Source organism: Luteimonas sp. A478, from assembly GCF_054052025.1.
Genome location: NZ_JBSVRF010000008.1, coordinates 19,749 through 44,746 on the forward strand (window position 1 = coordinate 19,749; position 24,998 = coordinate 44,746).

A 24,998-nucleotide genomic window follows, 5' to 3' on the forward strand; every position below is an offset into this window, starting at 1 on the left:
TATGCATTTCTGAATGTAGCTAGCTTGGCCAACGCCTCCTGGCTGGGCCTGGCATCGCTGTGGACCACCTCGAAAGCAAGAAACCCCCGGCCGAAGCCGGGGGTGTTTGCATTGAGGACTGCCGCCTATCCGGGGGCTCCTCCTAGGCCCCAACGGTGTCTGGGACCATGACCAAGCAACTTGGCGTTGCCTACCAATTGGACCTACCAGGTCCGAGAACAGCACGCTGTCCTCCTTCGTATATCCGGCTAGGGTGCCAACCCGTGCCTTACCTCCCGCCCAGGGCCAACCGGGCGGGCAATGTCACTGCAACGCATTGCCATGTGTTGCCGCCAGCTTTCCTACCCGCACTTGGCGGATCAGCATTGGACCATCCGACTCAGCCCACTGCTGGCTCGTACTCACCAGCTCTCCCACGCTTGTGCCGTCCCCTGGTGCCACCCAGGATCAAAGGCCGTCAGCGCTTCCCAACTTAGACATCAGCTACTTCACTCACGTAGCGGTCGGCTCCGCATGTCACAGCGACCTCAGAGGTCTCACCCTTTCGGGCTTTCAGGGGGAAAATCTTCCAAAAAGCCTCCCTTACCCATGCCACGCATCCACGCCTCATCGGTTCCACCGCACCCGTTTCCGGGCTTCTCATGAGTTCTCCACACCGACCTACACAGGACGCACCCCATGTGGCCTAGCGTTAGTTGATTGAGCTATCCAGCGAGCCGACCAGGTTGCCCCGATCGGTCCCAGCGAGTCCAGGTTTCCCCTCATCGCCCTGCGCCGTTTCCGACGCCTCAGCAGCCTGCAACTGGAGCACAGGTTCGACCCTTCCGAGCCGCCCCTGGGAGGGACTTCCACCCTCTTTCACTGATACCAGGATCGCTGAGCCATTTCCTGCTCAGGTCCGTTTCGTTGTCGCCCATGATTGCCACGGGCATTGCGCCCCGCTTAGCCCGCTACGGCCGGATTGGGTCGAAGGTGGCATTTCAGCCACCAGCGCCCTTCGTAGTCGCGCCAGCCCTATTAGAGGCACGCGACTTCAGCAACACCCTGGACCAATTGGCGGTAGATCCAGGCGGCACTACGAAGGGGCTTGGCCGCCCAGTTCGTAGTAGATGAGGGGTGGCGGCCCCATGCAGTGACGGTCAGATATGTCGGGCCCGCCCTGGAACTCTTGTTGCACTGTTTTAGAACAGCAGTCCGTGAAGGTTGGTGCTTTAGATCAGACCGCCAATGTGAGTGCAAAGGATGGTGATCTTGAACTGGGCTGTGCTGCGCCACAAAAAGTTGCTTCCGACCTTCTAAACGTGAACTATGCTCGTGATTGGGGTTTCGCAACAAATGAGACTGGGATGAGTTGTCATCACTGAAGTCCCACCGAGACTGGGTTCCGACTTTGGAGTGAAGCCTTGGCTAAAAACTTGAAACCGCGGCGATCTAGGAGCACCAATAGACGGTCCTCCTCGTTGAAACAAAGAACAGAGCAAGTTCTTTTCCGCACCGCGCCTGGCACATCAAATATCACAATTACGCTGGATCCAACTACAGGCCGAATTGCCTCTGAAGTGGCGTGCGAGTTCTCTTACGCTGAAGTCACTTACGACAGAGAAAATCCAAAGAAAAGCCCAAAGGTCGTTGCGCGAATCTTTGGCGACGAGCAAAAGGGGCTCTTGGATGTTGACCAGGCCCTTCTTGAGCTGGGTAAAACGGTCGCAATTGATACGAACACAATCAACTTTGAAGGTCGACGCCGCTCCGTGGTTGGCATCGTGCTGTACGGCCGATCCGGCGTATATGCGAGTCCTTACTGTATTGAGCTTGCCGACTTGCGAGACGAGTTCGAAGAGCGTATCGGGTGGATGGTCGCCTTAAATCAGCTCGCTGTTGACGGCTTCATCCGCCCCGGAGAGCCTGTCGGCCTGGTCGTTGATGCCAACTTGGGTGATCTCGTGGCCATCAACAGGCGGGAGCAGGGCCTGATGGGCAACCAGATGCTCGCTGATGGCTGGACGATGAGCTATGCCAGCGCTGATGCGGGCGGCACACTCCTATCGACGGAATTGATCAAAGCGGCTGACCGTGCGTCATCTCTACTCACGCGTTTGTTGGTCGAAACAGACTCGCCGATGCCCGACGCTCCTCCAGAAGGAGCTCTATGGGGTACGCAGAAAGTTATGATGTTCAAGAATTCGTTCAAGAGTTGGGCCGAGTTGGATGCAATCCAGCCCGAAACCCGCAAAGGAAGCAGGTGAGATACGGAGGTCCCATCGGCTTCCTGCTCGAAAAACGGGAAGATTAATATTGTTCTGTCTCGCTTCGAGAGCTCCACTATTATTGTGTCCCATGTCATCCCAAGCACAGCCACTACTCTCTGCGCTCTCGTCTGAGCAAACAATTATCTGCACCTCGCTTCCGGTTGCAATGCAGCGCGTCACCGATGCGATCAATGGGGGTTACGGGTTCGCCGTTCAGGGAACTCTATCGCTACAGAAAGGACCATCTTTCATTGAGAAGCTTCAGCACCGATATCCTGGCCTGAAGAGGGACCGCAAATATGCCTATCGTCAGCGGCAAGCTTCCAGGGCAAGGCACAAGTTGGTGTGCTTCGCTAACCGATCGGGCTCAGAACTGCTGTTCGTCTTGCTGACTGATGTGCCCGACACATGCGAACAATGGATCTCGGTTACGGATCGGCGTGCTCGTGTCCGGTTCTATGAATATGAAGCCGTCCGTTCGACCAAAGCTGGCTCTGGAGTGGTTTGGACGTGGCAGATCAGCGCAGACGCCTTTGCCAAAGGCGTAGCGCTTATGCGGGCAACAGTTCGCAGAAGGGAGGAGGAGGCACTCCAACTTCTGATCGACCGAACACGGACTTGGCCAGGTTTCTACCGCGTCCGCGCGCAGCGAGAGGAGCTGCGCAAAAAGATCACCGGAGAGTGGGTGAGGACAATGCCGAAAGGAGGATCGCTGCCGGTCTGGCCTAGGCTCGGATACGTCCGCCGGTTGCGGACGCGATAATTGGATGAAAAGGGTGCACATTTGGCCCTAATGTGTATTCTTTTTGCGTGCGACCGGAGCCTGAGCGAGTCGAATGTGTATCCTTTTTGCCTAATGTGTATCCTTTTTTACAAAAGTGTACGGTTTTTCGGAGGTTAGGCCGGCAGCCCTACGTTGTCAGTTAGTAATCACCTGAACAGGTCCAGCCCCAGACGTGGCGCTACCATGGCTCCCCCGGCCCCGGAGGATCAAATGGAGACATTGCCGAAACTGATTGAACGGCTGGATGCCCTTGAGGCACAGCTGCCTGAGCTCATCGAGAAGAACCCGGACCCTGCACGCTTCTGGGCGACATTCATCCCGCCGGCCGATGCCATCCAAGACCAGGCCGGACCACACCGGGCGCATGTCGAGCGACGCATCGCCGACATGCTCGCTCATCACGGGCGCTACATTACTTTGGCCCCCATCGATGAGGTGCCCTGACCATGTGCTATTCGGCCCAAGTGTGGGCGGACTACGACTCACTCGTGCCCAACTACGGCGCGGATATCGACATTTGCACCTTCGTTGAGCTCTACATTCGGCGGCAGGAAGACCAGAGCTGAAGACTCCGCGGGCTATGGATCGTTCGTTCCAAGCGAAGTCTGGGCCCGAGCACGCGAAGATTCAGGGCTTGGTAGCCGAGATTCACGCTCAGGAAATCGGCCAGATGGAGCAGGAGCTTTTCAAGCAGACCAAGCGCTGGCTGATGCCAAGCGAAAGCTTTTGACCAAGCCCACGAAGGCGGCTGAAAAAGATACCGAAGTGGCGCCGCGCAAGATCGAGCAAATCAAGGATCGGCTCGCCAACCTCAAACGCAAGGACGAGCGCCCCAGCGACCACAGGATTTTCCCGGACATGTATGCACCTGTCATGGTGTGGGAGGAAGGCAAGCGGGTGATAAAGCCCATGCGCTACCAGTGCCGGCCCGTAATCGACAGGGAACGTGCGTCCGCAGGGCGGCCACAAGGGCAAATGGCAGGCCATTATCCCGAGCGGCGGAGATCCCGGGCTAGCGTTTCCGCAAATACTGCCAGCTGGTCCCCCTGCGGGTACGACTTGGCAAGCTGCTCCGCGCGACTCCTCCAGCTCTCTGGTACAGAGTCGTCTTTCACCAGCTCCCCAAGGAACTCACCTGCCTCGAGCATCGACTGCACTCTCTCGTCTGCTTGATCAGCCAAGACACGACGATTCTGGCGAAACGCCCAGGCCGCCACGATCACGGCGAGAAGTGCGACACCTCCGATGAACACGCCGGCGAATACCAAAGTATCCCAGACATTGCCCATATAGCCTCCTTTGAACCCCTCTGCAGCCGGCTTGCGTTTAGACCGGCCGGCCTTCTAGCTGGTCCAATCTGCCATCCATCGCCAGGTCCGGCCCATCTACCAGGAGAGCCATCAGGGCCGCCCGCCTCCCGATTCGCGCCGAATACGCCCGACATAGCGCCACACCTTCGGCCTGAGGGGAGCGAAGTAGCCAACGAAGGCCCTGCGCATTTCGCGCCAAAAGAAGTGGAGAAGCTAGTAGACACGCACTGCTCCAAGATCGCGATCCCGTCTAGACTGCCACAGATGTCGCCAACTTCTCCTACCCCCCAGACCGGTCATAACGCGCTACCCGAGCTTCTTGGCCAAGTCTTCGGCCCTTGGGTGGTAGTACCTCATTAACATCCTTGGATCCTTATGGCCGGTGACCTTGGCGAGCTCATGCAGCTGGTACACCGCTGCCATTCTTGAAGTTGCTTCATGCCGAAGATCGTGAAAGCAAAGGTCTGTCAAAAAGTGCGGGTCGGGCTTACGGTCACTCTCGATGCAATCTGCTTCGTATGTTTGGCGGGCTCTCGCAACTGCACGCTCGAACGCTCTGGTCACCGCGTCACCGCGAATAGTAAAGACAGGCCCCCGAAGGGCTCCAGGGGTAGCAGGGTCTCCGTGCCGTTGCTTGAGTTCTGCAAGTACAGCGACGGCGGCCTTGGACAGCGGCACGTCGCGCGCACTCCCGTTCTTAGTGTTGGGAAGGTGTGCGACCTGTCTCTCAAGATCAATATGCTCCCAGCACAAACTCATGATCTCACCACGGCGCATCGCGGACTCGACCGCCAGTCGAATGATAGCCGGGAGTACACGCGACCCCGTTGCCGCGACCACCATATCCAGCTCAGTGGCATCACCATTGCCATCCCTAGCCGCTATCGCAGCTATTCGCCTGGTCCGCGAGTTATTCAAGGTGGGCTTTCTAATCAACGAAACAGGGTTGGCCAAGCTCTCCATCCCCCACTCGCGGCGAGCGACATTGAACAGATGGGACAGCACGGACAGCCGGCGCACGACAGTGGCAGGCTCGTAGCTGCGTAGCCAATGGTCGCGGAGCTGAGCCAGATCAACGCCGCGGATATGGGCAACCGTTCTCTTGGCAAGATCCGTCTCTCGCCACGCGCCCAGCACCGAGATCTCCTGGACCCGGCCCTTCTTTGCCGGCACAACTTCCTTCTCGTACCGGTCTAGAAGTTCCAGCAGAGTTGTTGACTCTGCTTCGCTGCGGGAAAGCCAAACGCCCCTCGCCATCTCTGACTCGATCATCTGGCCCCAAGCTTCTGCTTCTGCTCTTTTGGCGAACGTCTTGGACTGTGCGGGATAGCCCCGCCGACGTATCTGAACCTGCCATTGATCATCCCCGCGCTTCCGAATCGCCGCCATTGAGAGTCCCCGCCTAAGTGTGCCCTCATTGTGACAAACAATCCGTAAAATCAAAAATAACCTAGGTTGTACAGCACTTTACGCCAACTATCCTTAGCGTTCGCAACGCGAAGGTCGGGAGTTCGATCCTCCTCCGCTCCACCATTTCCACTGCGTTCGAACCCGGACGCATTCGGCCCATGCAGATCAAGCACGCACGCAGTTTGCTGTTGCCGGGCACCTGCTGAATCGCCCCATCCCGCCCTTTCATCCCGTCCTTCCGCCACTTCGGTCGCAGCTGCGACGGTGTTCGCCAACGCGGTTGGGAAACTCTCCGCTCCATGCGAAAATGGCGCGATCATGGCCCCGTAGCTCAGCTGGATAGAGCGTTCCCCTCCTAAGGGAAAGGTCGCACGTTCGAATCGTGCCGGGGTCGCCAATCCACGGATCCGGTCGCCGCCAAGGCTGTTGCAGCCGCCCGCCTCGTGCGCGGGGCAGGCCCACAGGTCGCGCCGCTTCAACCCTCTACCCTCCAGGAGTTGTCCAATGCCCCATCCCGTCCTCACCGCCCTCGGCCTGACTGATACCGAATCCGGCACCTATCTCGGCCGTGGTGAATGGTCGCAGGCGTCTGGCGCCGGCGTGATCGAGCCGGTCAATCCAAGCAACGGCGAGGTGCTGGCGAAGGTGCAGGCAACCACCGCCGAGGATTACGAGACCATCGTCAAACGCGCCCAGGAGTCCTTCCAGGTCTGGCGCACCACCCCGGCTCCCCGCCGCGGTGAAGCGATCCGCCTGTGTGCCAACGCCCTGCGCGAACACAAGGACGCCCTGGGTTCGCTGGTTGCCCTGGAAATGGGCAAGTCCAAGCCGGAGGGCGACGGCGAAGTACAGGAAATGATCGACATCGGCGACTTCGCCGTTGGCCTGTCCCGCCAGCTCTACGGCCTGACCATGCACTCCGAGCGCCCGGGCCACCGCATGTACGAGCAGTGGCACCCGCTTGGCCTGGTGGGCATCATCAGCGCGTTCAACTTCCCGGTCGCGGTGTGGTCGTGGAACGCTTTCGTGGCCGCCGTCTGCGGCGACATCTGCATCTGGAAGCCCTCGCCGAAGACCCCGCTGTCGGCGATCGCCTCGATGAAGATCTGCAACGAGGCCCTGCGCGAAGCAGGCTTCCCCGACATCTTCTTCCTGATCAACGACGCCGGCACCGAGCTGGCCGAGAAGTTCGTTGACGACAAGCGCATCCCGCTGATCAGCTTCACCGGTTCCACCAAGGTGGGCCGCACCGTGGGCGAGCGCCTGGCCAAGCGCCTGGGCCGTTCGCTGCTGGAACTGGGCGGCAACAACGCCATGATCGTCGACGAGAGCGCCGACCTGAAGCTGGCAATCCCGGCCATCGTGTTCGGCGCGGTCGGTACCGCCGGCCAGCGCTGCACCAGCACCCGCCGCGTGTTCGTGCACGAGTCGATCCACGACGATGTTCTGGAGAAGCTGGTCGCCGGCTACAAGCAGGTGGAAAAGAAGATCGGTGACCCGACCGACCCGGCCAACCTGATGGGTCCGCTCAACAGCGCAGAAGGCGTGCAGGGCTACCTGGCCGCAATCGAGAAGGCCAAGGCTTCGGGCGGCACGGTTGCCACCGGCGGCCAGGCGTTGACCGACCGCAAGGGCAACTTCGTCCTGCCCACCATCATCACCGACCTGTCGGCTGATGCTGAAATCGTCCAGACCGAGACCTTCGCCCCGATCCTCTACGTGATGAAGTTCAAGGAGCTTGAAGAAGCCATCCACATGCAGAACGACGTGCCGCAGGGCCTGTCGTCGTCGATCTTCACCCAGAACCTGAAGGCTGCGGAAAAGTTCCTGTCCGCTGCCGGCTCGGACTGCGGCATCGCCAACGTCAACATCGGCACTTCCGGTGCCGAGATCGGTGGCGCTTTCGGTGGCGAGAAGGAAACCGGTGGCGGCCGCGAGTCGGGCTCGGACGCATGGCGTGCCTACATGCGTCGCCAGACCAACACCATCAACTACTCCGATGAAATGCCGCTGGCCCAGGGCATCAAGTTCGAGCTGTAACCGAACGGCGCGCGGCTTCCGGGCCGCGCGCCGTCCTTTTCCTGTCAATGCAGGGCCTTGCCCATGAGCGTCCCGCCCCGGCAGTACAGCGTCCTGGCCGTCATCAGCCTGGTCAGCGGCATCCTTGGGGTGTTTCCAATTCCCGTGCTGGCCAGCGTGATCGCGGTTGTCACCGGACATCTGGCCCGGACCGAAATCCGCCGGGCCCCGGAACGCTTTGACGGTGACGGCATGGCCGTTGCCGGCCTGGTGCTGGGCTACCTCATGATCGCCCTGTGGACCCTCGGCATCCTGGTGATTTTCGGCCTGCTGGGCAGCGCGATCCTGTTCGGGATGGCCAGCTGACATGTATCCCCTTCTGAGACCCCTGCTGTTCCGCGTGGATGCCGAAAAGGCCCATGGCCTTGGCCTGTCAGCCCTGCAGGCGGCATGGCGTTGCGGCGCAGGGCCGCTGCTTGCCCGCCGCAGCCCGGACATGCCGGTGCAGGCTTTTGGCCTGCAGTTCCCCAATCCGGTTGGTCTGGCCGCAGGGCTCGACAAGAACGGCGCCCATATCGATGCCCTGTTCGCGCTGGGATTCGGATCCGTGGAGGTCGGCACGGTGACGCCCAAGCCGCAGGAAGGCAATCCAAAACCGCGGATGTTCCGCCTGCCCCGGCACCGCGCAGTCATCAACCGCCTGGGCTTCAACAACGCCGGCGTCGATGCGCTGGTCCGCAACGTGGAGCGCGCGCGCCGCAGCGGGCCCGGCATGCTGGGCATCAACATCGGCAAGAACAAGGACACGCCGAACGAGTCGGCGCACCTGGATTATGTGCACTGCATGGAGCGGGTGTACCCACTGGCCGACTACCTCACCGTCAATATCTCCTCGCCCAATACCGCGGGCCTGCGCGAGCTGCAGGAAGAACAGGCGCTGCGGCACCTGATCGGCCACCTGCGCGAGGCGCAGGAGCGGCTGGGCGCCCGGCACGGCAAGCGGGTGCCCATGCTGGTCAAGGTGGCGCCGGACCTGGACGACGATGACGTGGAAGCCGCCTCGCGCGTGCTCTCCGAGCTGCAGGTGGACGGCGTGATTGCCACCAACACCACCATCTCCCGGATCGAGGTCAAGGACGATCCGCACGCCGGACAGAGCGGGGGCCTGTCCGGCGCACCGCTGATGGCCAAGTCCACCACCGTGCTGCGCATGCTGCGCACGCGGCTGCCGTCTTCCATCCCCCTTGTGGGGGTGGGCGGGATCCTGTCCGGCGCCGACGCGGTGCAGAAAGTCGCCGCGGGCGCCACCCTGGTGCAGTGCTATACGGGCCTGGTCTATCGCGGCCCTGCCCTGATCGGAGAGTGCGTGGAAGCAATCCGGCGGCGCCGGGAAGCGCCCAGCCGCGGTCCCCTGCCACCCCTGTGAGGGATCGATGAGTCCTGCCTGGCGATTGGCTGAGCGCGCACCGCTGCGCGCCCGCAACACCTTTGGCGTGCAGGCGCATGCCGACCTGCTGCTGGAAGTGCGGGACGCGGCCGCCCTGCCGGAGCTGTTCACCAATGCCGCGCTGCGCGAGGGCCCGGTGCTGGTACTGGGCGGCGGCAGCAACCTGCTCTTCGCCGCTGATCCGCCCGGTGTGGTCCTGACCCTCACTGGCCAGGACATCCACATCACCGATGACGATGGCGACGCCGTGCTGGTCCGTGCAGAGGCCGGCGTGGAATGGCACGATTTGGTGCTCTGGACCCTGGGCCACGGCCTGGCGGGCCTGGAGAACCTGGCGCTGATCCCGGGCACGGTGGGGGCTGCCCCGATCCAGAACATCGGCGCCTACGGCGTGGAAGCGGGCGAGCACATCCATGCGGTGGAAGCCTTCGACCGCGACACCGGCAGCCTCCTGCAGCTGAGCGGCGCCGAATGCGGCTTCGCCTACCGCGACAGCCGCTTCAAGCGCGAAGCGGGACGCTGGGTGATCACCGCGGTGACTTTCCAGCTGTCGCGCACGGCAGACCTGCGGTTGGGCTATGCCGGCATCAGCGGCGAACTGGACCGCGCCGGCATCACCGCACCCACGGCTTCACAGGTGGCCGAGGCGGTGTGCCGGGTCCGACGCAGCAAGCTGCCCGATCCCGCCGTGCAGGGCAATGCCGGCAGCTTCTTCAAGAACCCGATCGTGCCAGCGGTACTGGCCGAAGAGCTGCTGCAGCTGCATCCCCAGCTGCCGATTTTCCCGGGCGCTGATGCGGACAGCCGCAAGCTGTCGGCCGCCTGGCTGATTGACGCCTGCGGCTGGAAGGGTCACCGGGATGGAGACGCAGCCGTCTCCGATCGGCACGCCCTGGTGCTGGTCAACCACGGTGATGCCACGGGCGGTCAGCTATTGGCGTTGGCACGACGCATTGCCGCTTCGGTCAACGAACGCTTCGGGGTGATGCTGGAGCCCGAGCCGCGGATCATCGGAGCGGACTGGTGAGCCGTCCGGTACCGGTGCAGGCGGCCCTGCTGATGCTCTCCAGCACGGTGCTGTTCGCGCTGATGGTGCTGACGATCCGACTGGCCTCCGAACAGCTGCACGCGTTCGAAGTGGCGTTTTTCCGCTCCTTCTTCGGCATGCTCGCCGCCCTGCCGCTGCTGCGGCTGCACGGCATCGGGCTGCTGCGCACCACCCAGCTGCCGCGCTACGTGTTCCGCTGCGTGCTCGGCACCCTGGCCATGCTGTGCGGCTTCTGGGCGATCGCCAACCTGCCGCTGGCCCACGCGGTATCGCTGTCGTACTCCTCGCCGCTGTTCGTGACCATCGCCGCCGCGCTGTGGCTGGGCGAGCAGGTGCGCGCCCGGCGCTGGAGCGCGGTGCTGGCCGGGTTCATCGGCGTGCTGGTGATCGTACGGCCGGGCTCGGACGGCTTCAGCTGGGGCAGCATGGTGGCGGTCACCGGCGCGGTCATCAGCGCCGCAGTGGCAATCCAGATCAAGCAGCTCACCCGCAGCGAGCCGGCTGACCGTGTGGTGCTGTGGACCACCATCCTGTGGGTGCCGATGTCGCTGCTGCCGGCGCTGGCGGTGTGGCAGGGGCCACAGGGCATCACCTGGCTATGGGTGATCGCGGCCGGCGTGCTGGGCACTGCCGGGCACATGTTCTGGACCCGCGCGCTGAACATCGGCGATGTGAGCGCACTGTCGCCGATCAGCTTCCTGCAGCTGCCAATCGTGGCCCTGCTCGGCTGGCTGCTGTTTGCCGAGGCGCTGGATGGATGGACCATCGCCGGCGCGGCGATCATTCTGGCCGCCAACGGCTACATCGCCCACCGCGAGGCGGTGATCGCCCGACGCGAACGGCGTCAGGTGACCGGCGCCACGCCGGCGGCCAACAAGCCGCCGGAATAGGACCGCAAACAGACGGGCGATAACGCCGGCGCCGCGAGGAGCCGCGATGGGCGCCGATTCAGTCCGTTGCCGCCGTGCCCGCGGTGCCGTAGTGGCGATCCACGTAGCTGTCGATCAGGCCAACGAACTCCCCGGCAATGCCCTCACCACGCAGGGTGACGGTTTTCTTGCCGTCCTCGAACACCGGCGCGGCCGGCGCCTCCCCGGTGCCCGGCAGGGAAATCCCGATATTGGCGTGACGTGATTCACCCGGCCCGTTCACAATGCAGCCCATCACCGCCAGGGTCATGTTCTCCGCGCCCGGATGGCTGATCTTCCACTCCGGCATCTTGGCCCGCACGTGCTCCTGCACCACCTGGGCCAGCTCCTGGAAGAACTCGCTGGTGGTGCGCCCGCAGCCCGGACAAGCGGTGACCATCGGGGTGAAGGCCCGCAGTCCCAGCGTCTGCAGCAGCTCCTGGGCCACCACCACCTCGGTGGTACGGGCCTGTCCCGGCTCTGGCGTGAGCGAGATGCGGATGGTGTCGCCGATGCCTTCCTGCATCAGCACCGCCAGCGCGGCGCTGGAAGCGACGATGCCCTTGCTGCCGATCCCGGCCTCGGTCAGGCCCAGGTGCAGGGCGAAGTCAGAGCGTGCCGCGAGGTCGCGGTACACCGCGATCAGTTCCTGCACACCGCTGACCTTGGCGCTGAGCACGATGTTCTCGTGCGCCAGGCCGAGCTCCACTGCCCGCTCGGCCGAGTCCAGTGCCGAACGGATCAGCGCCTCGCGCAGTACCCGCCCGGCGTCCCAGGGCTCGGCGCGCTTTGCGTTCTCATCCATCAGCACCGCGGCCAGCGACTGGTCCAGCGACCCCCAGTTCGCGCCGATGCGCACCGGCTTGCCGTAGCGGATGGCGAATTCAATCAGCTGGGCGAACTGGGTGTCGCGCTTCTTGCCGAAGCCGACGTTGCCGGGGTTGATCCGGTACTTGGCCAGCGCCTCGGCGCAGGCCGGCTCGGCCGCCAGCAGCTGGTGGCCGTTGTAGTGGAAGTCGCCAATGATCGGCACTTCCAGCCCCTGCATGGCCAGGCGCTCCACGATCCGCGGCACGGCGGCCGCGGACTCGGGATTGTTCACAGTGATCCGCACCAGCTCCGAGCCGGCGCGCCACAGTTCGGCGATCTGCTTCGCGGTACCCGCCACATTGGCGGTGTCGGTATTGGTCATCGACTGCACCACCACCGGAGCGTCGCCGCCGACAAGGACGTTGCCAATACGCACCTGACGCGTGGCACGGCGCGGCGCCGGTCCGTAGGCGGGCGCCGGATCGGCGTGGCAGGGGGGAATGGATTCAGGCTGAGCGGACATGGCGGCATTTTACCGGGCGCAGCCCAACCGCGCATGACGCCGGGTGGCCGGCCGGGCGGGACCGGCCCGGCCCCGTCCCTGCGGGCACATTAGTGGCCGTGGCCGTCCCCGTGATCGTCGCCATGGGCGTGGTCGTGCGATTCTGCCGCACCATCGACCGGGCGCACGTTGAAGACCACCGGCACCTCGCCTGCGCGCTCGAACACCAGCGTCGCCTCCAGCTGCTGGCCGGCAGCCAGGCCCTCGCGCGGCTCCATCAGCATCAGGTGGTAGCCACCCGGCATCAGCTCCACATGGCCGGCGGCCGGCACTTCCAGCCCGCCCTCCACTTCACGCATGCGCATGATCCCGTCCACTTCTTCCATTTCGTGGATCTCGACCCGTGTCGCGGCTTGCGTTTCCACTGCCAGCAGCCGGTCGGCTTCTGCACCGGGATTGTCGATGCGCACGTAGCCCGCGGCGACCCGGGCGGACGGAGGCGGCTGCCGCACCCAGGGCTCCTGGATCGAGATTTCCTGCGATTGCACCCTGGCAGTCGTTTCCACAGAGGTCCCCGCATCTTCTTCGACCGCCTGGGGAGCTGGGCTGCAGGCGGTGATAGCCAGGGCGATCAGGCTGCACTTCAGGGCTGGCGCGATACGTTTCATGCATGGTCTTCCCGGATTGGCTGTGTCGGCATTGTAGGGAAGGCAGCAAGCGGCCGGGCCCCTGCCCCGACCGGCGCGATATCCTGTGCGGATGAATGATGCGGTCACCGGCGAAATCCTTACCCCTTCACAGCTCAACACCCTCGCGCGCAGCCTGCTGGAAGACACATTCCCGCTGGTGCTGGTGGAGGGCGAGCTGGGCAACGTGGCGCGGCCGGCGTCCGGGCACCTGTATTTCACCCTCAAGGATGCGCGCGCGCAGGTGCGCTGCGCGATGTTTCGGCCCAAGAGCACGTGGCTGAAGTTCCAGCCGCGGGAAGGACTCAAGGTGCTGGCCCGCGGGCGGCTGACGCTGTACGAGGCCCGGGGCGACTACCAACTGGTGATCGACTCGCTGGAGGAAGCCGGTGAAGGCGCGCTGAGGCGCGCGTTCGAGGAGCTGAAGGCCAGGCTGCAGGCCGAAGGCCTGTTCGACCCGGAGCGCAAGCGCCCCCTGCCCGCGCTCGTACAGCGGCTGGCGGTGATCACCTCCCCCAGCGGCGCTGCGGTGCGCGACGTGCTCAGCGTCATCGGTCGGCGCTTCCCGCTGCTGGAGGTCGATGTGCTGCCGGTACCCGTACAGGGGGAAGGCGCCGCTGCGCAGATCACCGCCATGCTGCAGCGCGCCGGAGCCAGCGGCCGTTATGACGCCCTGCTGCTGACCCGCGGCGGCGGCTCGCTGGAAGACCTGTGGGCGTTCAACGATGAAGGCCTGGCCCGCGCGGTGGCCGCATCTCCGGTCCCGGTAGTGGCGGCGATCGGCCACGAAACCGACTTCAGCCTGGCCGAGTTCGCTGCCGACCTGAGAGCCCCCACTCCTTCGGCAGCGGCCGAACTGCTGGTGCCCGACCGCACCGATCTGCTGGCCGGCCTGCGCGCCCAGCACCGGCGCCTGGTCACCCTTGGCACGCACCAGCTGCGCCAGGCCGCCCAGCGGGCGGACCGTGCTGCCCTGCGCCTGCACGCACTGCGTCCACAGGCGCGACTGGATGCGCTGCGCCAGCGCAAGCAGCAGGCGCTGCGCCGGCTGCAGTCGGCCTTCGCCATCCAGCAGGAGCGTCGACAGGCCGCGCTGCGCCACGCCCAGGGGGTGCTGCGCGCGCAGTCGCCCAACCGCCAGCTGGACATGCTGGGCGCGCGGCTGCAGGAACTCGAACCGCGCCTGCACGCCATCCTGCCCCGTCGCCTGCGGCACGAATCCCTGCGCCTGTCGGGCGTTGCCCGTGCGCTTGAAGCAGTCAGCCCCCTGGCCACGGTGGCCCGCGGCTACGCGATCGTGCGCCGCGAAGACGGCCAGGTTGTCCGCAGTGTCAGTGACGTGCAGTCCGGCGAGCGCGTGAGCGCCCGCCTGCAGAACGGCGAGCTCCACCTCGAAGTCATGTAGGAGCGCGCCATGCGCGCGAAACCGCGTGAATCCGGATTCGCAGCGGGGCTTCGGATTCTGTGTCGTTGACGGAGCTTTGGCAGTTGCCAGATGTCACGCGGCTTCGCGCGCATGGCGCGCTCCTACAAAAAGGGCCGTCGCCTGGTGATCACGGAACGCGGCTTATGGTCGGGGTTTCTCAACGGGACCATCCCCATGGCCAAAGCCTCCGACCTGTTCGTCGCCGCGCTGGAAGCAGAAGGGATCGAATATATGTTCGGGATACCGGGTGAGGAAAATCTCGACCTGATCGAATCCCTGCGCGAGTCGAAGATCCAGCTGGTGTTGACCCGCCACGAACAGGCCGCCGGTTTCATGGCCGCCACCGTGGGACGCCTGACCGGCACGGCCGGTGCCTGCCTGGCCACGCTGGGCCCCGGCGCCGCCAACCTGGTCACCGCCGCCGCCTATGCCCAGCTTGGCGCCATGCCGATGCTGATGATCACCGGCCAGAAGCCGATCCGCAGCAGCCGCCAGGGCCACTTCCAGATCGTGGACGTGGTGGCGATGATGAGGCCGCTGACCAAGTTCACCCGTCAGCTTGTTTCAGCCGACATCATTCCCGCCCGGGTGCGCGAGGCGGTCCGGCGCGCGGAGGAGGAGCGTCCCGGCGCGGCCCATCTGGAGCTGCCGCAGGACGTTGCCGGCGATCAGACCGATGCCCGTCTGATCCCGCCATCGCATTCGCGCCGGCCGCTGGCCGAACACAAGGCGATCGAGCGCGCTGCAGCGGCAATCCGCGACGCCCGGCACCCGCTGCTGATGGTCGGCGCCGGCGCCAACCGCAAGACCACCGCGCGCACGCTTGCCGCCTTCATCGACAAGCTGGGCATCCCGTTCTTCAGCACCCAGATGGGCAAGGGCGTGCTGGATGAAACCGGGCCGCTGTGGATGGGCACGGCGGCGCTGTCCGACGGCGACTTCGTCCACCGCGCCATCGATGAGGCTGACTGCATCATCAACATCGGCCACGACGTGATCGAGAAGCCGCCGTTCTTCATGCGCGAAGGCAAGCGTACGGTCATCCACGTCAATTACTCGGGCGCGGTGGTGGACCCGGTGTATTTCCCCCAGGTGGAAGTGGTCGGCGACATCGCCAATGCCGTATGGCAGCTGGCCGAGGCGCTGGAGCCGCAGCAACACTGGGACTTCGGCTGTTTCGACCGCGCCCGCACCGCGCTCATGGAGCAGCTGCAGGACCGCGTGGACGACGCGCGCTTCCCAATGGTCAGCCAGCGCCTGGTGGCCGACATGGCCGCGGTGCTCGCGCCCGAGGACATCATTTCCCTGGACAACGGCCTGTACAAGCTGTGGTTCGCGCGCAACCACCGCTGCCAGCGCCCCAACACGCTGCTGCTGGACAACGCGCTGGCCACCATGGGCGCCGGCCTGCCCGTCGCCATGGCCGCGCGCATGGTGCACCCGGACCGCAAGGTGGTGGCGGTGTGCGGTGATGGCGGCTTCATGATGAATTCGCAGGAGCTGGAGACCGCCGTGCGGCTGAAGCTGGACCTGGTGGTGATCGTGCTGCGCGACGATGCCTACGGCATGATCAAGTGGAAGCAGAGCCACGAGGACTACCCCAACTTCGGCATGGATTACGGCAACCCGGATTTCGTGAAGTACGCCGAGAGCTACGGCGTCCGCGGGCATCGGGTCGAGTCCGCCGAAGCATTCGCCCCGCTGCTGCGCGATGTGCTGGAAAGGCCGGGCGTCGACCTGATCGAGCTTCCGATTGACTATTCCGACGACGATCACATCCTCAACGAGGACATCCCCCACATGAGCGCCGCAGTCAAATGACCCGCCCCCCCGTAGGAGCGCGCCATGCGCGCGAAACCGCGTGACATCGATCGGCGCTGCGTGGCTTCGGACCCAACGCATTCACCGAAGCGTCTCCGCGAACCATGATTCACGCGGCTTCGCGCGCATGGCGCGCTCCTACAGCTGGCGAACGCTCTGATACGAGGCCAATGCAATGACCAGCAAGAAGACCACATCCAAACGCGTGCGCGGCAGCCTTGCCGCCAGCTATCCGTACTACATCGCCAACCAGGCCGTAGCAGCCAATACGGATCTTGAAGTACGCAACAAATACACCGGACGCATCGCCACCCGCGTCGCGTTCGCCGATACCGCGGCGGTGCGCAAGGCGATCGCCGCTGCCAGCCGTGCCCGCCGGCCGATGCAGGAATTCACCCCCGACGCGCGCCGCGATGTGCTGGAACACTGCGTGCGCCGCTTCCGCGAGCGCTACGACGAGCTGGCGCTGGCGCTTTGCATCGAGGCCGGCAAGCCGATCAGTGATTCCCGTGGCGAGGTGGACCGGCTGATCGATACCTTCCGCATCGCGGCCGGTGAAGCCACCCGGATCGAAGGCGAGACCGTGGAGCTGCAGATCTCCGAGCGCAGCCGCGGCTATCGCGGGATGGTCAAGCGGGTGCCGATCGGCGTGTGCAGCTTCATCACCCCGTTCAACTTCCCGCTCAACCTGGTGGCACACAAGGTGGCGCCCGCCATCGCCGCCGGCTGTCCGTTCGTGCTCAAGCCCGCCGCCAAGACTCCGGTCGGGGCGCTGATCATCGGCGAGATCCTTGCCGAAACCGATCTGCCCAGGGGTGCGTTTTCAATCCTGCCCTGCAGCAACGACGACGCTTCGCTGCTGGTCGAGGACGAGCGCATCCAGCTGCTCAGCTTCACCGGCGGGCTGATCGGCTGGGACCTGAAAGCCCGGGCCGGTCGCAAGAAGGTGACCCTGGAGCTGGGCGGCAACGCAGCCTGCATCGTTGATGCCGACCCGGGAGCCAGCCTGGACCAGGTGGTCGACCGGCTCGCTTTCGGGGCCTACTACCAGTCCGGCCAGAGCTGCATCGGCGTGCAGCACATCCTGGTTCACCGGGACCTGTACGAACCGCTGCGCATGAAGCTGAAGAAGAAAGTGGCCAGCCTGCCCATGGGCGATCCGCGCGAGGAAGACACCTTCATCGGCCCGGTGATCGACGAGGACGCAGCCAAGGGGATCGAATCCTGGGTGGAGGACGCCATCAAAAGCGGAGCAAAGCGCCTCGCCGGCGGCCCGCGCCAGGGCAACATGGTTCCGGCGACGCTGATGGAGCAGGTGCCACCCGACAGCGACCTGTACCGCCAGGAGGTGTTCGGCCCCGTGGCCTGCCTGCAGCCCTTTGATGATTTCGACGAGGCGCTTGCCACCGTCAACGCCGGCGATTTCGGCCTGCAGACCGGCGTGTTCACCGCCAGCCTGGCGCACGCCATGCGGGCCTGGGATGAGCTGGAAGTCGGCGGCGTGATCGTGGGCGACATCCCCAGCTTCCGCGTCGACAACATGCCCTACGGCGGGGTCAAACAGTCCGGACTGGGCCGGGAAGGCGTCCGCTACGCGATCGAGGACATGACCGAGCCGCGCCTGCTGGTGATCCGCGGCTGAGCCCTCTGCCGGGAGCGCCTCCGGGCGTTCCGCGGCTTGCAACCCCTTTCACCCTCCCCGTACGTTGGCAGCCAGGACCATCACACGGAGAGTGCCATGCAACGCCCCATCCTGACCGCCCTGCTGCTCGGCAGCCTCACCCTGTCCGCCTGCCAGAGCGCCCCGGACACCCGCGTCGAGGGGGAATCCAAGGTTGCACCTGGAGCGGCTGACAACCCGCCTGTCGTGTTCGATGCGCCACCACCCGCGCCGCCAGCGCCTCCTGCGCCGCCATCACCGCCGCTCTACATGGAAGCTGTGCTCCCGTTGCGCTCCGCTGTGTCCGCCGCGGGCGAGCGGCTCCTGCCTCCTCCCCTGACCAACACCGAACGTTACGACGAGCGCAGCGACAACCCGGTGCAGCGGGCCAGCGAACAGCCGGTATCCACCTTCTCCGTCGACGTCGACACCGGCAGCTACAGCAACGTGCGCAGGATGCTCCGCAACGGCATCCGTCCGCCGGCAGACGCGGTGCGTGCCGAGGAGTTCATCAACTATTTCTCCTACGGCCACCCCGCGCCCGACTCACGTGACGTCCCGTTCCGGGTCACCACAGAGCTGGCACCCGCACCGTGGAACGCAAACCGCCACCTGCTCATGATCGGCATCAAGGGCTACGACGTGCCGAAGCTGGAGCTGCCGCCGGCCAACCTGGTGTTCCTGATCGACACCTCGGGCTCGATGAACAGCCACGACAAACTGCCGCTGCTCAAACAGGCCTTTGCGCAGCTGGTAAACCAGCTGCGCCCGCAGGACCGCGTCTCGATCGTCGCCTATGCGGGCAGCGCCGGCGTGGTCCTGCCACCCACGCCCGGCGACCGCCACGACGAGATCAACGCCGCGATCGAACGCCTACAGGCCCATGGCAGCACCAACGGCGGCGACGGCCTGCGGGTGGCCTACAGCATGGCGCGGCAGGCGTTCGCGGAGAACGGCGTGAACCGGGTGATCCTGGCCAGCGATGGCGATTTCAACGTTGGCAACATCGACGGCGGCACCCTGGAAACCCTGGCCGCCGACCGCCGCAAGGAAGGCATCGCCCTGACCGTGCTCGGCTTCGGCCAGGGCAACTACAACGATGCACTGGCCCAGCGGCTGGCCCAGGCCGGCGACGGCAAGCTCGCCTATATCGACACCCTGCGCGAGGCCCGCAAGGTACTGGTTGAGGAGATGTCGGCCACGCTGCTGACCATCGCCCATGACGTCAAGATCCAGGTCGAGTTCAATCCAGCCGAAGTAGCCGAATACCGCCTGATCGGCTACGAAAACCGGCTGCTGCAACGCGAGGACTTCGACAATGACCGCGTGGATGCCGGAGACATCGGTGCCGGCCACGAAGTCACGGCCCTGTATGAGATAGCGCTCGTGGGGTCCGGTGGCGAGCGGCTGCCGCCGCTGCGCTACGGCGCGGCTTCCAGGGCCACCGATGGACCCGGCGGGGAGCTTGCCCACCTGCGCTTGCGCTACAAGCTCCCCGGCCATGACAGCAGCAGGCTGATCGAAACCCCGGTGACCCGCCAGGCAATGCGCAGCCGTCCAAGTGAACAGCTGCGCTTTGCAGCGGCGGTGGCGGCCTATGCCGATGCCCTGCGCGGCGGAGCGCAGATCGATGGTTGGAGCTGGGATGAGATCGAGGGCAGCGCGCGCGCAGCCGTCGGTGACGATCCCTGGCAGCTGCGCGCCGAGCTGGTGGATCTGATCGGCGAGGCGCGCAGGCAGGTGCGGGCTGCGGAGCCGGGGCGTGTGTCGACCCGCTGAGCCCAGCCTGCGCGGTCAGCTGACCATGGCCTCGAACGGCTGCGGGCTTCCGTACAGGAAGCCCTGCCCGTACTCGCATCCCAGGCGCAGCAGCACGTCCCGCTGCCGCTCCGTTTCCACGCCTTCACCGACGGTCTCGATGCCGATGGTTCCCGCCAGCGCCAGGATCGCGCGCACCAGGGCGTGGCTTTCCGTGCGCACCTCGCCCTCGAGCCCGGCGACGAAGCTCTGGTCGATCTTCAGCGACTGGATCGGAAACCGATGCAGGTAGGACAGCGCCGAAAAGCCGGTGCCGAAGTCGTCCAACAGGGCAACCACCCCGCGCTCGCGCAGCATGTTGAGCATGCGCAGGGCCCGAGGGGCATCGTCGAGCAGGGCCACTTCGGTGATCTCGATCCGCAGCCGCGCGGGATCCACCTTCTCCATGTCCAGCAGCGACAGCAGCCGGTTGGCGAAATCATCGGAATGGAAATGCCGCGGCGACACGTTGATGGAGATATAGCCTTCGCCCGGCACGCGCAGCTGTCTGGCCACGTCCTGGTACAGCAGCCAGTCCACCTGCTCGATCAGCCCGCTGTCCTCGCCCACGCCGATGAAATCCACCGGCGTCAGGATCCCGCGGATCTCATGGTTCCAGCGCAGCAGCGCCTCGTGTCCCACCACCTTGCCGTCGGACAGGCGCACGATCGGCTGGAAATACGGTTCGAACGCCTTCTTGTTGATCGCCCGGCGCAGGTCGGCCTCCAGATCCAGCAGGCGCGTGGCCTCGGCGCGCATGGCCTCATCAAAGACAGCGCTGCGTGCCCGGCCCCGCTCCTTGGCGCGGTACATGGCCGCGTCGGCGTCGCGGATCATCTCCTCGCCATAGCGGTAGCGCGGCTGCCACACCGAAATGCCGATGCTGGCCGACGGGAAAAGTTCGCGGCCTGCAATCCACACCGGCCGCGACAGCTCGCGCAGCAGGCGCGCCGCCACCCCCTCGGCCGCATGGACCGTGGCCACGTTCTCCAGCAGCACCGCAAATTCGTCGCCGCCCAGTCGCGCCACCGTGTCGTTGGCGTTCAACGCGCGCCGCACCCGGCGCCCGGCTTCGATCAGCATGTCGTCGCCGGCCGCATGGCCGACGCTGTCATTGACCAGCTTGAACCGGTCCAGGTCCATGAACAGCACGGCGAAGGGGATCGACCCCGGTTCGTGCATGCGGCTGATCGCCGCGTCCAGTTTTTCCAGCAGGTGGGCCCGGTTCGGCAGCCCGGTCAGGTCATCGTGGCGCGCCTGGTCAAGCAGCCGCTGCTCTGCCCGCATCCGCTCTCCGACCTGGGCCCGCAGCTCGCGGTTGGCCTCCTTGAGTTCGCGGGTGCGGGTTTCCACCCGCGACTCCAGCTGGGCGTGTGCGGCCCGCAGCGAGTCCTGCGCGCGCTTGCGCGACAGGGCAATGCCGATGTGCTGGGCCACGAAGGTCAGCAATTCCTGGTCGCGCCGTCCGAAGTGGATCTTCGCCGAGTGGCTCTGCACGGCGATCACTCCCACCACTTCGCCGTCCAGTTCCAGCGGTACGCCCAGCCAGCTGTGGGCCAACGTGCCGTAGTTGACCAGATCTCCGCTGGTCTCCAGCCCGGCGATCGCCTCCCGGTCGGCCAACAGCGCGCGCCCGCTGTTGATCACGTATTCGGTCAGTCCCCTGGTCAGCGACCGGGACTCCCTGACCGGATCGCGCTCATCCACCGAGTAGGGAAACTCGATGCGCTGCCCGTCCGCCGACAGCATGGCCACATAGAAGTTCTTCGCGTAGAGCAGGCCGTCCACCAGCTCGTGTACATCGGCATAGAAACGCTCCAGGCTGACCGCGGTCACCGACAGTTCGCTGATGCGGAACAGCGCCCGTTGCAACTGCTCCGAATGCTGGCGTTCGATGATCTCCGCCTGCAAAACGGCATTGGCCTGCTGCAGTTCCAGGGTACGTTCGGCCACCCGGCGCTCCAGCTCGCAACGGGCCATGCGCCGATCCACGGCCGTCAGGATGTGCTGGGCGACGTATTCGAGCAGCGCGCGGTCCTCGTCCGAGTAGGCGTCCGCCTGCTCGTAGCTCTGCACCACGACCGCACCGCTGATCGCCCCCTCGCGGTGCATGGGGACGCCCAGCCAGTCAACGCTGTCCGGCCCCAGGCTGGGATCCCGCGCCACGTTCAGCTCCCTGCACACCGTTTCCGACGGGCCACGCCAGGCCCGGCCATCGCGCAGCAGCGCTGCCGTCAGACTGGTGGGAATCTGCTCCAGCACGATCTCCTCGCGTGGATCGCACTGCCAGGGATCGTTCTGATCCACGAAATAGAGGAACCTGGCGACTTCGCGCGCCGGGTCGTACAGCACGATGTACAGGTTGTCCGCGGACATCAGCGAAGCCACCACCGCGTGGATGCGCTCAAGCATCTCGTCCATTTCAAGCTGCGAGCCGGACAGGTCGGCGATGCCGTACAGGGCTTGTTGCAGGCGTTCGGACTTGCGCAGCGCACGCACCTGCCCGGCTTCGCCTTCCGCGCGCATGAAGGTCCTGACCATCCACGGTGCCAGCCGCTGCCAGCGGGCCACCCCCTCCGCCTCCATGCCCCTACCCGGATCGGCCGCGACCGCGATCCGGCTGTCTCCTTCAGGGCAGGAAATGTCCAGCGGCCACTCATCGCGCCCGTCCTCGCCCTCGGCTGCAAGTCGCTGCGCGGCGCGGGCCTGCAAGCGCGGATCGTATGGGCCGCAGGCCACGCAGTCCTGCGCGCCGCCCTCGCCCCAGGACAATGCCACGGCGCTGGCAGCCGGCAGCAGCGCGGCGAGCATCTCGACCAGCGCACCCGCAGCCTCCACCCTTGTCCAGGGCCCGTCCGTCATAAGCCCCACTCCGTCCACGCCAATGCCCGATCCCCTTGCCCTTCCCCACTCCAACGGCAAAGAGCGCCGGAACAGGCAACCCCCGCTGGCTTCCCGTTCACACCGGCAGCGCTTAACCTGCCAACGGTGAAGGACTCGCTCGCCCCAGCCCAGGTCATCGAAGCGCCCAGCGATGAGGCGCTGATGCAGGCCTATGCCAACGGCGAAATGGGCGCATTCGAACAGCTGTACGCCCGCCACCGCCAGCGCCTGCACCGGTTCCTGCTGGCCCAGCTGCGCGACTCCGCGCTGGCCGATGAAGTGTTCCAGGATGTGTGGCAGAGGATCATCGGCGCCCGCGATGGCTGGAGCCCGGAGGCCGGCTTTGCATCCTGGCTTTACCGGATTGCCCGCAACCGCGTCGCCGACCACTGGCGTGCGCGCCGGCACCGCCCCCCGGCGCCCGGTGATGCCAACGAGCGCGTTGCGCAGATGACTGACGAGCAGACGCCCGAACACAGCCTGTCCGAGTTCGAGCGGCGGCGTCATCTGCAGCTGGCGCTGGACGACCTGCCGCCGGAACAGCGCGAAGTGCTCCTGCTGCGCCTCGATCAGGAGCTGACCCTGGAGGAAATCGGCGAAGTCACCGGGGTGGGCCGGGAAACGGTGAAGTCGCGGCTTCGCTATGCAATGGACAAGCTGCGCGCGAGACTTGTGCCATGAGCCACGATCAGGATCCCCTGAGCCCGGAAGAACGCGCCATGGCCGATGCCCTGGCGCGGGCCATTCCGCACGGCGGTCCACCCCCGGGGGTGGACGCCGCGGTGCTGGCCAGCGCCCGCGCGGCGCTGTCGGGGCAGGCGGCGCGGCTCGCGCCTCGTTCCCGCAGGCGCTGGCCTGCGGCACTCGGCATTGCCGCCTCGCTGGTTTTCGCCGTTGGCATTGCCTGGCAGCTGCGTCCGGCTCCCGGGGACGGGATTCCGGCGATCGCCGAAGGGCCTGTACCGGCCAGTCAGGGCCGGCCGGCGTCCGAAACAACGGCGGTCCGTCCTGTATCCGCTCCCGAAGCAGCATCGGCGACATCGCCCCGAACTGTTCCGGCTCCAGCCGATTCCGCCCTGGCAGCAGGCGAAGAGACCCGCCCCGTGGAACCCGCACCGCCGGCCACCGCGCGCATCAAAAGCTCCCCGCCGCCGGCTGCTGCCAGTGAGCACGACCAGGAGGCTGCAGACAGCGCTCCGGCGATGCGTGATGCTTCCAGGCCAGTGAAGGACACCGGGCCCGTCCGCGCGCAGCCGCAGGAAGCGTCCGCGTCGCAGGCTACTGCCCGCGAATCCGAACCGGCCCAGCAACCCACCCCGCGGCCGGCGCCCACCCGCCAGCGGGCCATGGCGCCACCTCCGGCCCCTCCGGCGCCGCCTGCTCCCCCCTCCCCGCCGGCAACCGTCGAGATCCAGGCGGACAAGGCTGCCGACTCAGCCCATGGCCACATCCTGTTCGAAGACGATGACCTCCACGGCGACCCCCCGGCCACGGTGGATTCCCCTGCATTCCAGCGCCTGTGGCTCGACCGGATCCGCGAATTGCGCGATGCCGGCGAGCTCGATGTCGCCCGGGAAAGCCTGCGCGAGTACCGTCGTCGCTATCCTTCCCAGTCCCTGCCCGACGATCTTGACGGCCTGCTGGACGAATGACACTCGACACTCTTGCCGCACCCGCCTCGCACGAAATCGAGGTCAAGCACAGCCGCTTCCTGGCCCGCGCCATACCCGTTGGCGGTGCGGCCGAGGCGGCGGCGTGGCTGGAATCGGTGCGCGTGCCCGAAGCCACCCACAACTGCTGGGCCTGGCGGATCGGCGACGACTACCGCTCCAGCGATGACGGCGAGCCGGCCGGCACTGCCGGCCGGCCGATCCTGGCCGCCATCGATGGCCAGGGCTATGACCAGATCGTAGTGGTGGTGACGCGCTGGTACGGGGGCATCAAGCTCGGCGCCGGCGGCCTGGTGCGCGCCTACGGCGGGTCCGCCGCAGAGTGTCTGCGCCAGGCCGAGCGCCGCCCGCTGGTGGAATATGCGGACGTCGCACTGCACGTCCCGTTTGAAGACCTCGGCTCCGTTCACGCCGCGCTTGAGCCGTTCGAAGCGGAGAAAGTCGATGAACAGTTCGACGCCACCGGCGCCCGTTTCCAGCTGCGCCTGCCAGCCGCGCGGGTGGGTGCGCTGCGGATCCACCTGCGCGATGCCAGTCGCGACCGGATCCGGTTCGAAGACGCCTGAGG

20 protein-coding genes and 1 tRNA gene are annotated in these 24,998 nt (G+C 65.6%); 16 read left to right on the forward strand and 5 right to left on the reverse strand.

Annotated features, from left to right (window positions below; translation table 11 throughout):
* Positions 1 to 1,460 precede the first annotated feature (1,460 nt).
* The 3 genes from ACW7G3_RS13440 to ACW7G3_RS13450 all read left to right on the forward strand — a co-directional run bounded on the left by ACW7G3_RS13440 (position 1,461) and on the right by ACW7G3_RS13450 (position 3,763).
* Positions 1,461 to 2,246: a hypothetical protein gene (locus tag ACW7G3_RS13440; RefSeq protein ID WP_456983368.1), complete on the forward strand. Its 786-nt coding sequence runs from the start codon at positions 1,461 to 1,463 to the stop codon at positions 2,244 to 2,246.
* A gap of 997 nt (positions 2,247 to 3,243) precedes the next feature.
* Positions 3,244 to 3,477, forward strand: a complete 234-nt coding sequence (locus ACW7G3_RS13445; protein ID WP_456983370.1) for a hypothetical protein — start codon at positions 3,244 to 3,246, stop codon at positions 3,475 to 3,477.
* Positions 3,478 to 3,613: 136 nt separating this feature from the next.
* Positions 3,614 to 3,763 (forward strand): hypothetical protein, encoded by a 150-nt coding sequence (locus ACW7G3_RS13450; RefSeq protein WP_456983371.1) that lies wholly within the window; start codon positions 3,614 to 3,616, stop codon positions 3,761 to 3,763.
* 256 nt (positions 3,764 to 4,019) lie between these two features.
* Here the strand turns inward: ACW7G3_RS13450 and ACW7G3_RS13455 are convergent, their stop codons facing one another.
* Together ACW7G3_RS13455 and ACW7G3_RS13460 are read right to left on the reverse strand one after the other, a co-directional pair.
* Positions 4,020 to 4,322: a BPSL0761 family protein gene (locus ACW7G3_RS13455; protein ID WP_456983373.1), complete on the reverse strand. Its 303-nt coding sequence runs from the start codon at positions 4,320 to 4,322 to the stop codon at positions 4,020 to 4,022.
* A gap of 327 nt (positions 4,323 to 4,649) precedes the next feature.
* On the reverse strand, positions 4,650 to 5,615 hold the full coding sequence (locus ACW7G3_RS13460) for a site-specific integrase (protein WP_456983375.1): 966 nt from the start codon (positions 5,613 to 5,615) through the stop codon (positions 4,650 to 4,652).
* A gap of 458 nt (positions 5,616 to 6,073) precedes the next feature.
* Here ACW7G3_RS13460 and ACW7G3_RS13465 point away from each other — a divergent pair.
* The 6 genes from ACW7G3_RS13465 (at position 6,074) to ACW7G3_RS13490 (ending at position 11,157) form a co-directional block, all read left to right on the forward strand.
* Positions 6,074 to 6,150: transfer RNA gene (locus ACW7G3_RS13465), tRNA-Arg, on the forward strand.
* Positions 6,151 to 6,257: 107 nt separating this feature from the next.
* Complete coding sequence (gene amaB / locus ACW7G3_RS13470; protein WP_456983377.1) at positions 6,258 to 7,793, forward strand: L-piperidine-6-carboxylate dehydrogenase; 1,536 nt, start codon at positions 6,258 to 6,260, stop codon at positions 7,791 to 7,793.
* 63 nt (positions 7,794 to 7,856) lie between these two features.
* On the forward strand, positions 7,857 to 8,138 hold the full coding sequence (locus ACW7G3_RS13475; protein WP_456983379.1) for a DUF4190 domain-containing protein: 282 nt from the start codon (positions 7,857 to 7,859) through the stop codon (positions 8,136 to 8,138).
* 1 nt (position 8,139) lies between these two features.
* Positions 8,140 to 9,198 carry a quinone-dependent dihydroorotate dehydrogenase gene (locus tag ACW7G3_RS13480; protein WP_456983380.1) on the forward strand — a complete coding sequence of 353 codons (1,059 nt, stop codon included), beginning with the start codon at positions 8,140 to 8,142 and terminating at the stop codon, positions 9,196 to 9,198.
* Positions 9,199 to 9,205: 7 nt separating this feature from the next.
* Entirely contained in the window at positions 9,206 to 10,246 is a 1,041-nt protein-coding gene (gene murB, locus ACW7G3_RS13485; protein WP_456983382.1) for a UDP-N-acetylmuramate dehydrogenase, read from the forward strand.
* The gene (locus ACW7G3_RS13490) at positions 10,240 to 11,157 is read left to right on the forward strand and encodes a DMT family transporter (RefSeq protein ID WP_456972841.1); all 918 of its coding nucleotides are present in this window, start codon (positions 10,240 to 10,242) and stop codon (positions 11,155 to 11,157) included. The genes murB and ACW7G3_RS13490 overlap by 7 nt, the downstream gene beginning before the upstream one ends.
* Positions 11,158 to 11,215: 58 nt before the next feature.
* On the opposite strand, the gene ispG is transcribed toward ACW7G3_RS13490, so the two are convergent.
* Both ispG and ACW7G3_RS13500 read right to left on the reverse strand, forming a co-directional pair.
* Positions 11,216 to 12,508, reverse strand: coding sequence for a flavodoxin-dependent (E)-4-hydroxy-3-methylbut-2-enyl-diphosphate synthase (gene ispG, locus ACW7G3_RS13495; RefSeq protein ID WP_456983384.1), 1,293 nt, complete (start codon positions 12,506 to 12,508; stop codon positions 11,216 to 11,218).
* An 89-nt stretch (positions 12,509 to 12,597) separates the two neighbouring features.
* On the reverse strand, positions 12,598 to 13,155 hold the full coding sequence (locus tag ACW7G3_RS13500; protein ID WP_456983386.1) for a copper chaperone PCu(A)C: 558 nt from the start codon (positions 13,153 to 13,155) through the stop codon (positions 12,598 to 12,600).
* Between the two features lie 91 nt (positions 13,156 to 13,246).
* Between ACW7G3_RS13500 and xseA the strand changes: the two genes are divergently transcribed.
* The 4 genes from xseA (at position 13,247) to ACW7G3_RS13520 (ending at position 19,859) form a co-directional block, all read left to right on the forward strand.
* Positions 13,247 to 14,578, forward strand: a complete 1,332-nt coding sequence (xseA, locus tag ACW7G3_RS13505) for an exodeoxyribonuclease VII large subunit (protein ID WP_456983387.1) — start codon at positions 13,247 to 13,249, stop codon at positions 14,576 to 14,578.
* A gap of 195 nt (positions 14,579 to 14,773) precedes the next feature.
* Positions 14,774 to 16,420, forward strand: coding sequence for an acetolactate synthase large subunit (locus ACW7G3_RS13510; RefSeq protein WP_456983389.1), 1,647 nt, complete (start codon positions 14,774 to 14,776; stop codon positions 16,418 to 16,420).
* A 175-nt stretch (positions 16,421 to 16,595) separates the two neighbouring features.
* Positions 16,596 to 18,062 carry an aldehyde dehydrogenase family protein gene (locus ACW7G3_RS13515; RefSeq protein WP_456983391.1) on the forward strand — a complete coding sequence of 489 codons (1,467 nt, stop codon included), beginning with the start codon at positions 16,596 to 16,598 and terminating at the stop codon, positions 18,060 to 18,062.
* 96 nt (positions 18,063 to 18,158) lie between these two features.
* Positions 18,159 to 19,859, forward strand: coding sequence for a vWA domain-containing protein (locus tag ACW7G3_RS13520; RefSeq protein WP_456983393.1), 1,701 nt, complete (start codon positions 18,159 to 18,161; stop codon positions 19,857 to 19,859).
* Between the two features lie 15 nt (positions 19,860 to 19,874).
* On the opposite strand, the gene ACW7G3_RS13525 is transcribed toward ACW7G3_RS13520, so the two are convergent.
* Entirely contained in the window at positions 19,875 to 22,739 is a 2,865-nt protein-coding gene (locus tag ACW7G3_RS13525; protein WP_456983394.1) for a bifunctional diguanylate cyclase/phosphodiesterase, read from the reverse strand.
* 183 nt (positions 22,740 to 22,922) lie between these two features.
* On the opposite strand from ACW7G3_RS13525, the gene ACW7G3_RS13530 reads away from it, so the two are divergent.
* The 3 genes from ACW7G3_RS13530 to ACW7G3_RS13540 are packed head-to-tail and all read left to right on the forward strand — an operon-like array spanning position 22,923 to position 24,996.
* A complete protein-coding gene (locus ACW7G3_RS13530) occupies positions 22,923 to 23,441 on the forward strand; it encodes an RNA polymerase sigma factor (RefSeq protein ID WP_456983422.1) in 519 nt (172 codons plus the stop codon).
* Positions 23,438 to 24,412, forward strand: a complete 975-nt coding sequence (locus ACW7G3_RS13535) for a hypothetical protein (RefSeq protein WP_456983395.1) — start codon at positions 23,438 to 23,440, stop codon at positions 24,410 to 24,412. Before ACW7G3_RS13530 ends, ACW7G3_RS13535 begins: the two co-directional genes overlap by 4 nt.
* Positions 24,409 to 24,996 carry an IMPACT family protein gene (locus tag ACW7G3_RS13540; protein WP_456983397.1) on the forward strand — a complete coding sequence of 196 codons (588 nt, stop codon included), beginning with the start codon at positions 24,409 to 24,411 and terminating at the stop codon, positions 24,994 to 24,996. The genes ACW7G3_RS13535 and ACW7G3_RS13540 overlap by 4 nt, the downstream gene beginning before the upstream one ends.
* The last annotated feature ends 2 nt before the right edge of the window (positions 24,997 to 24,998 follow it).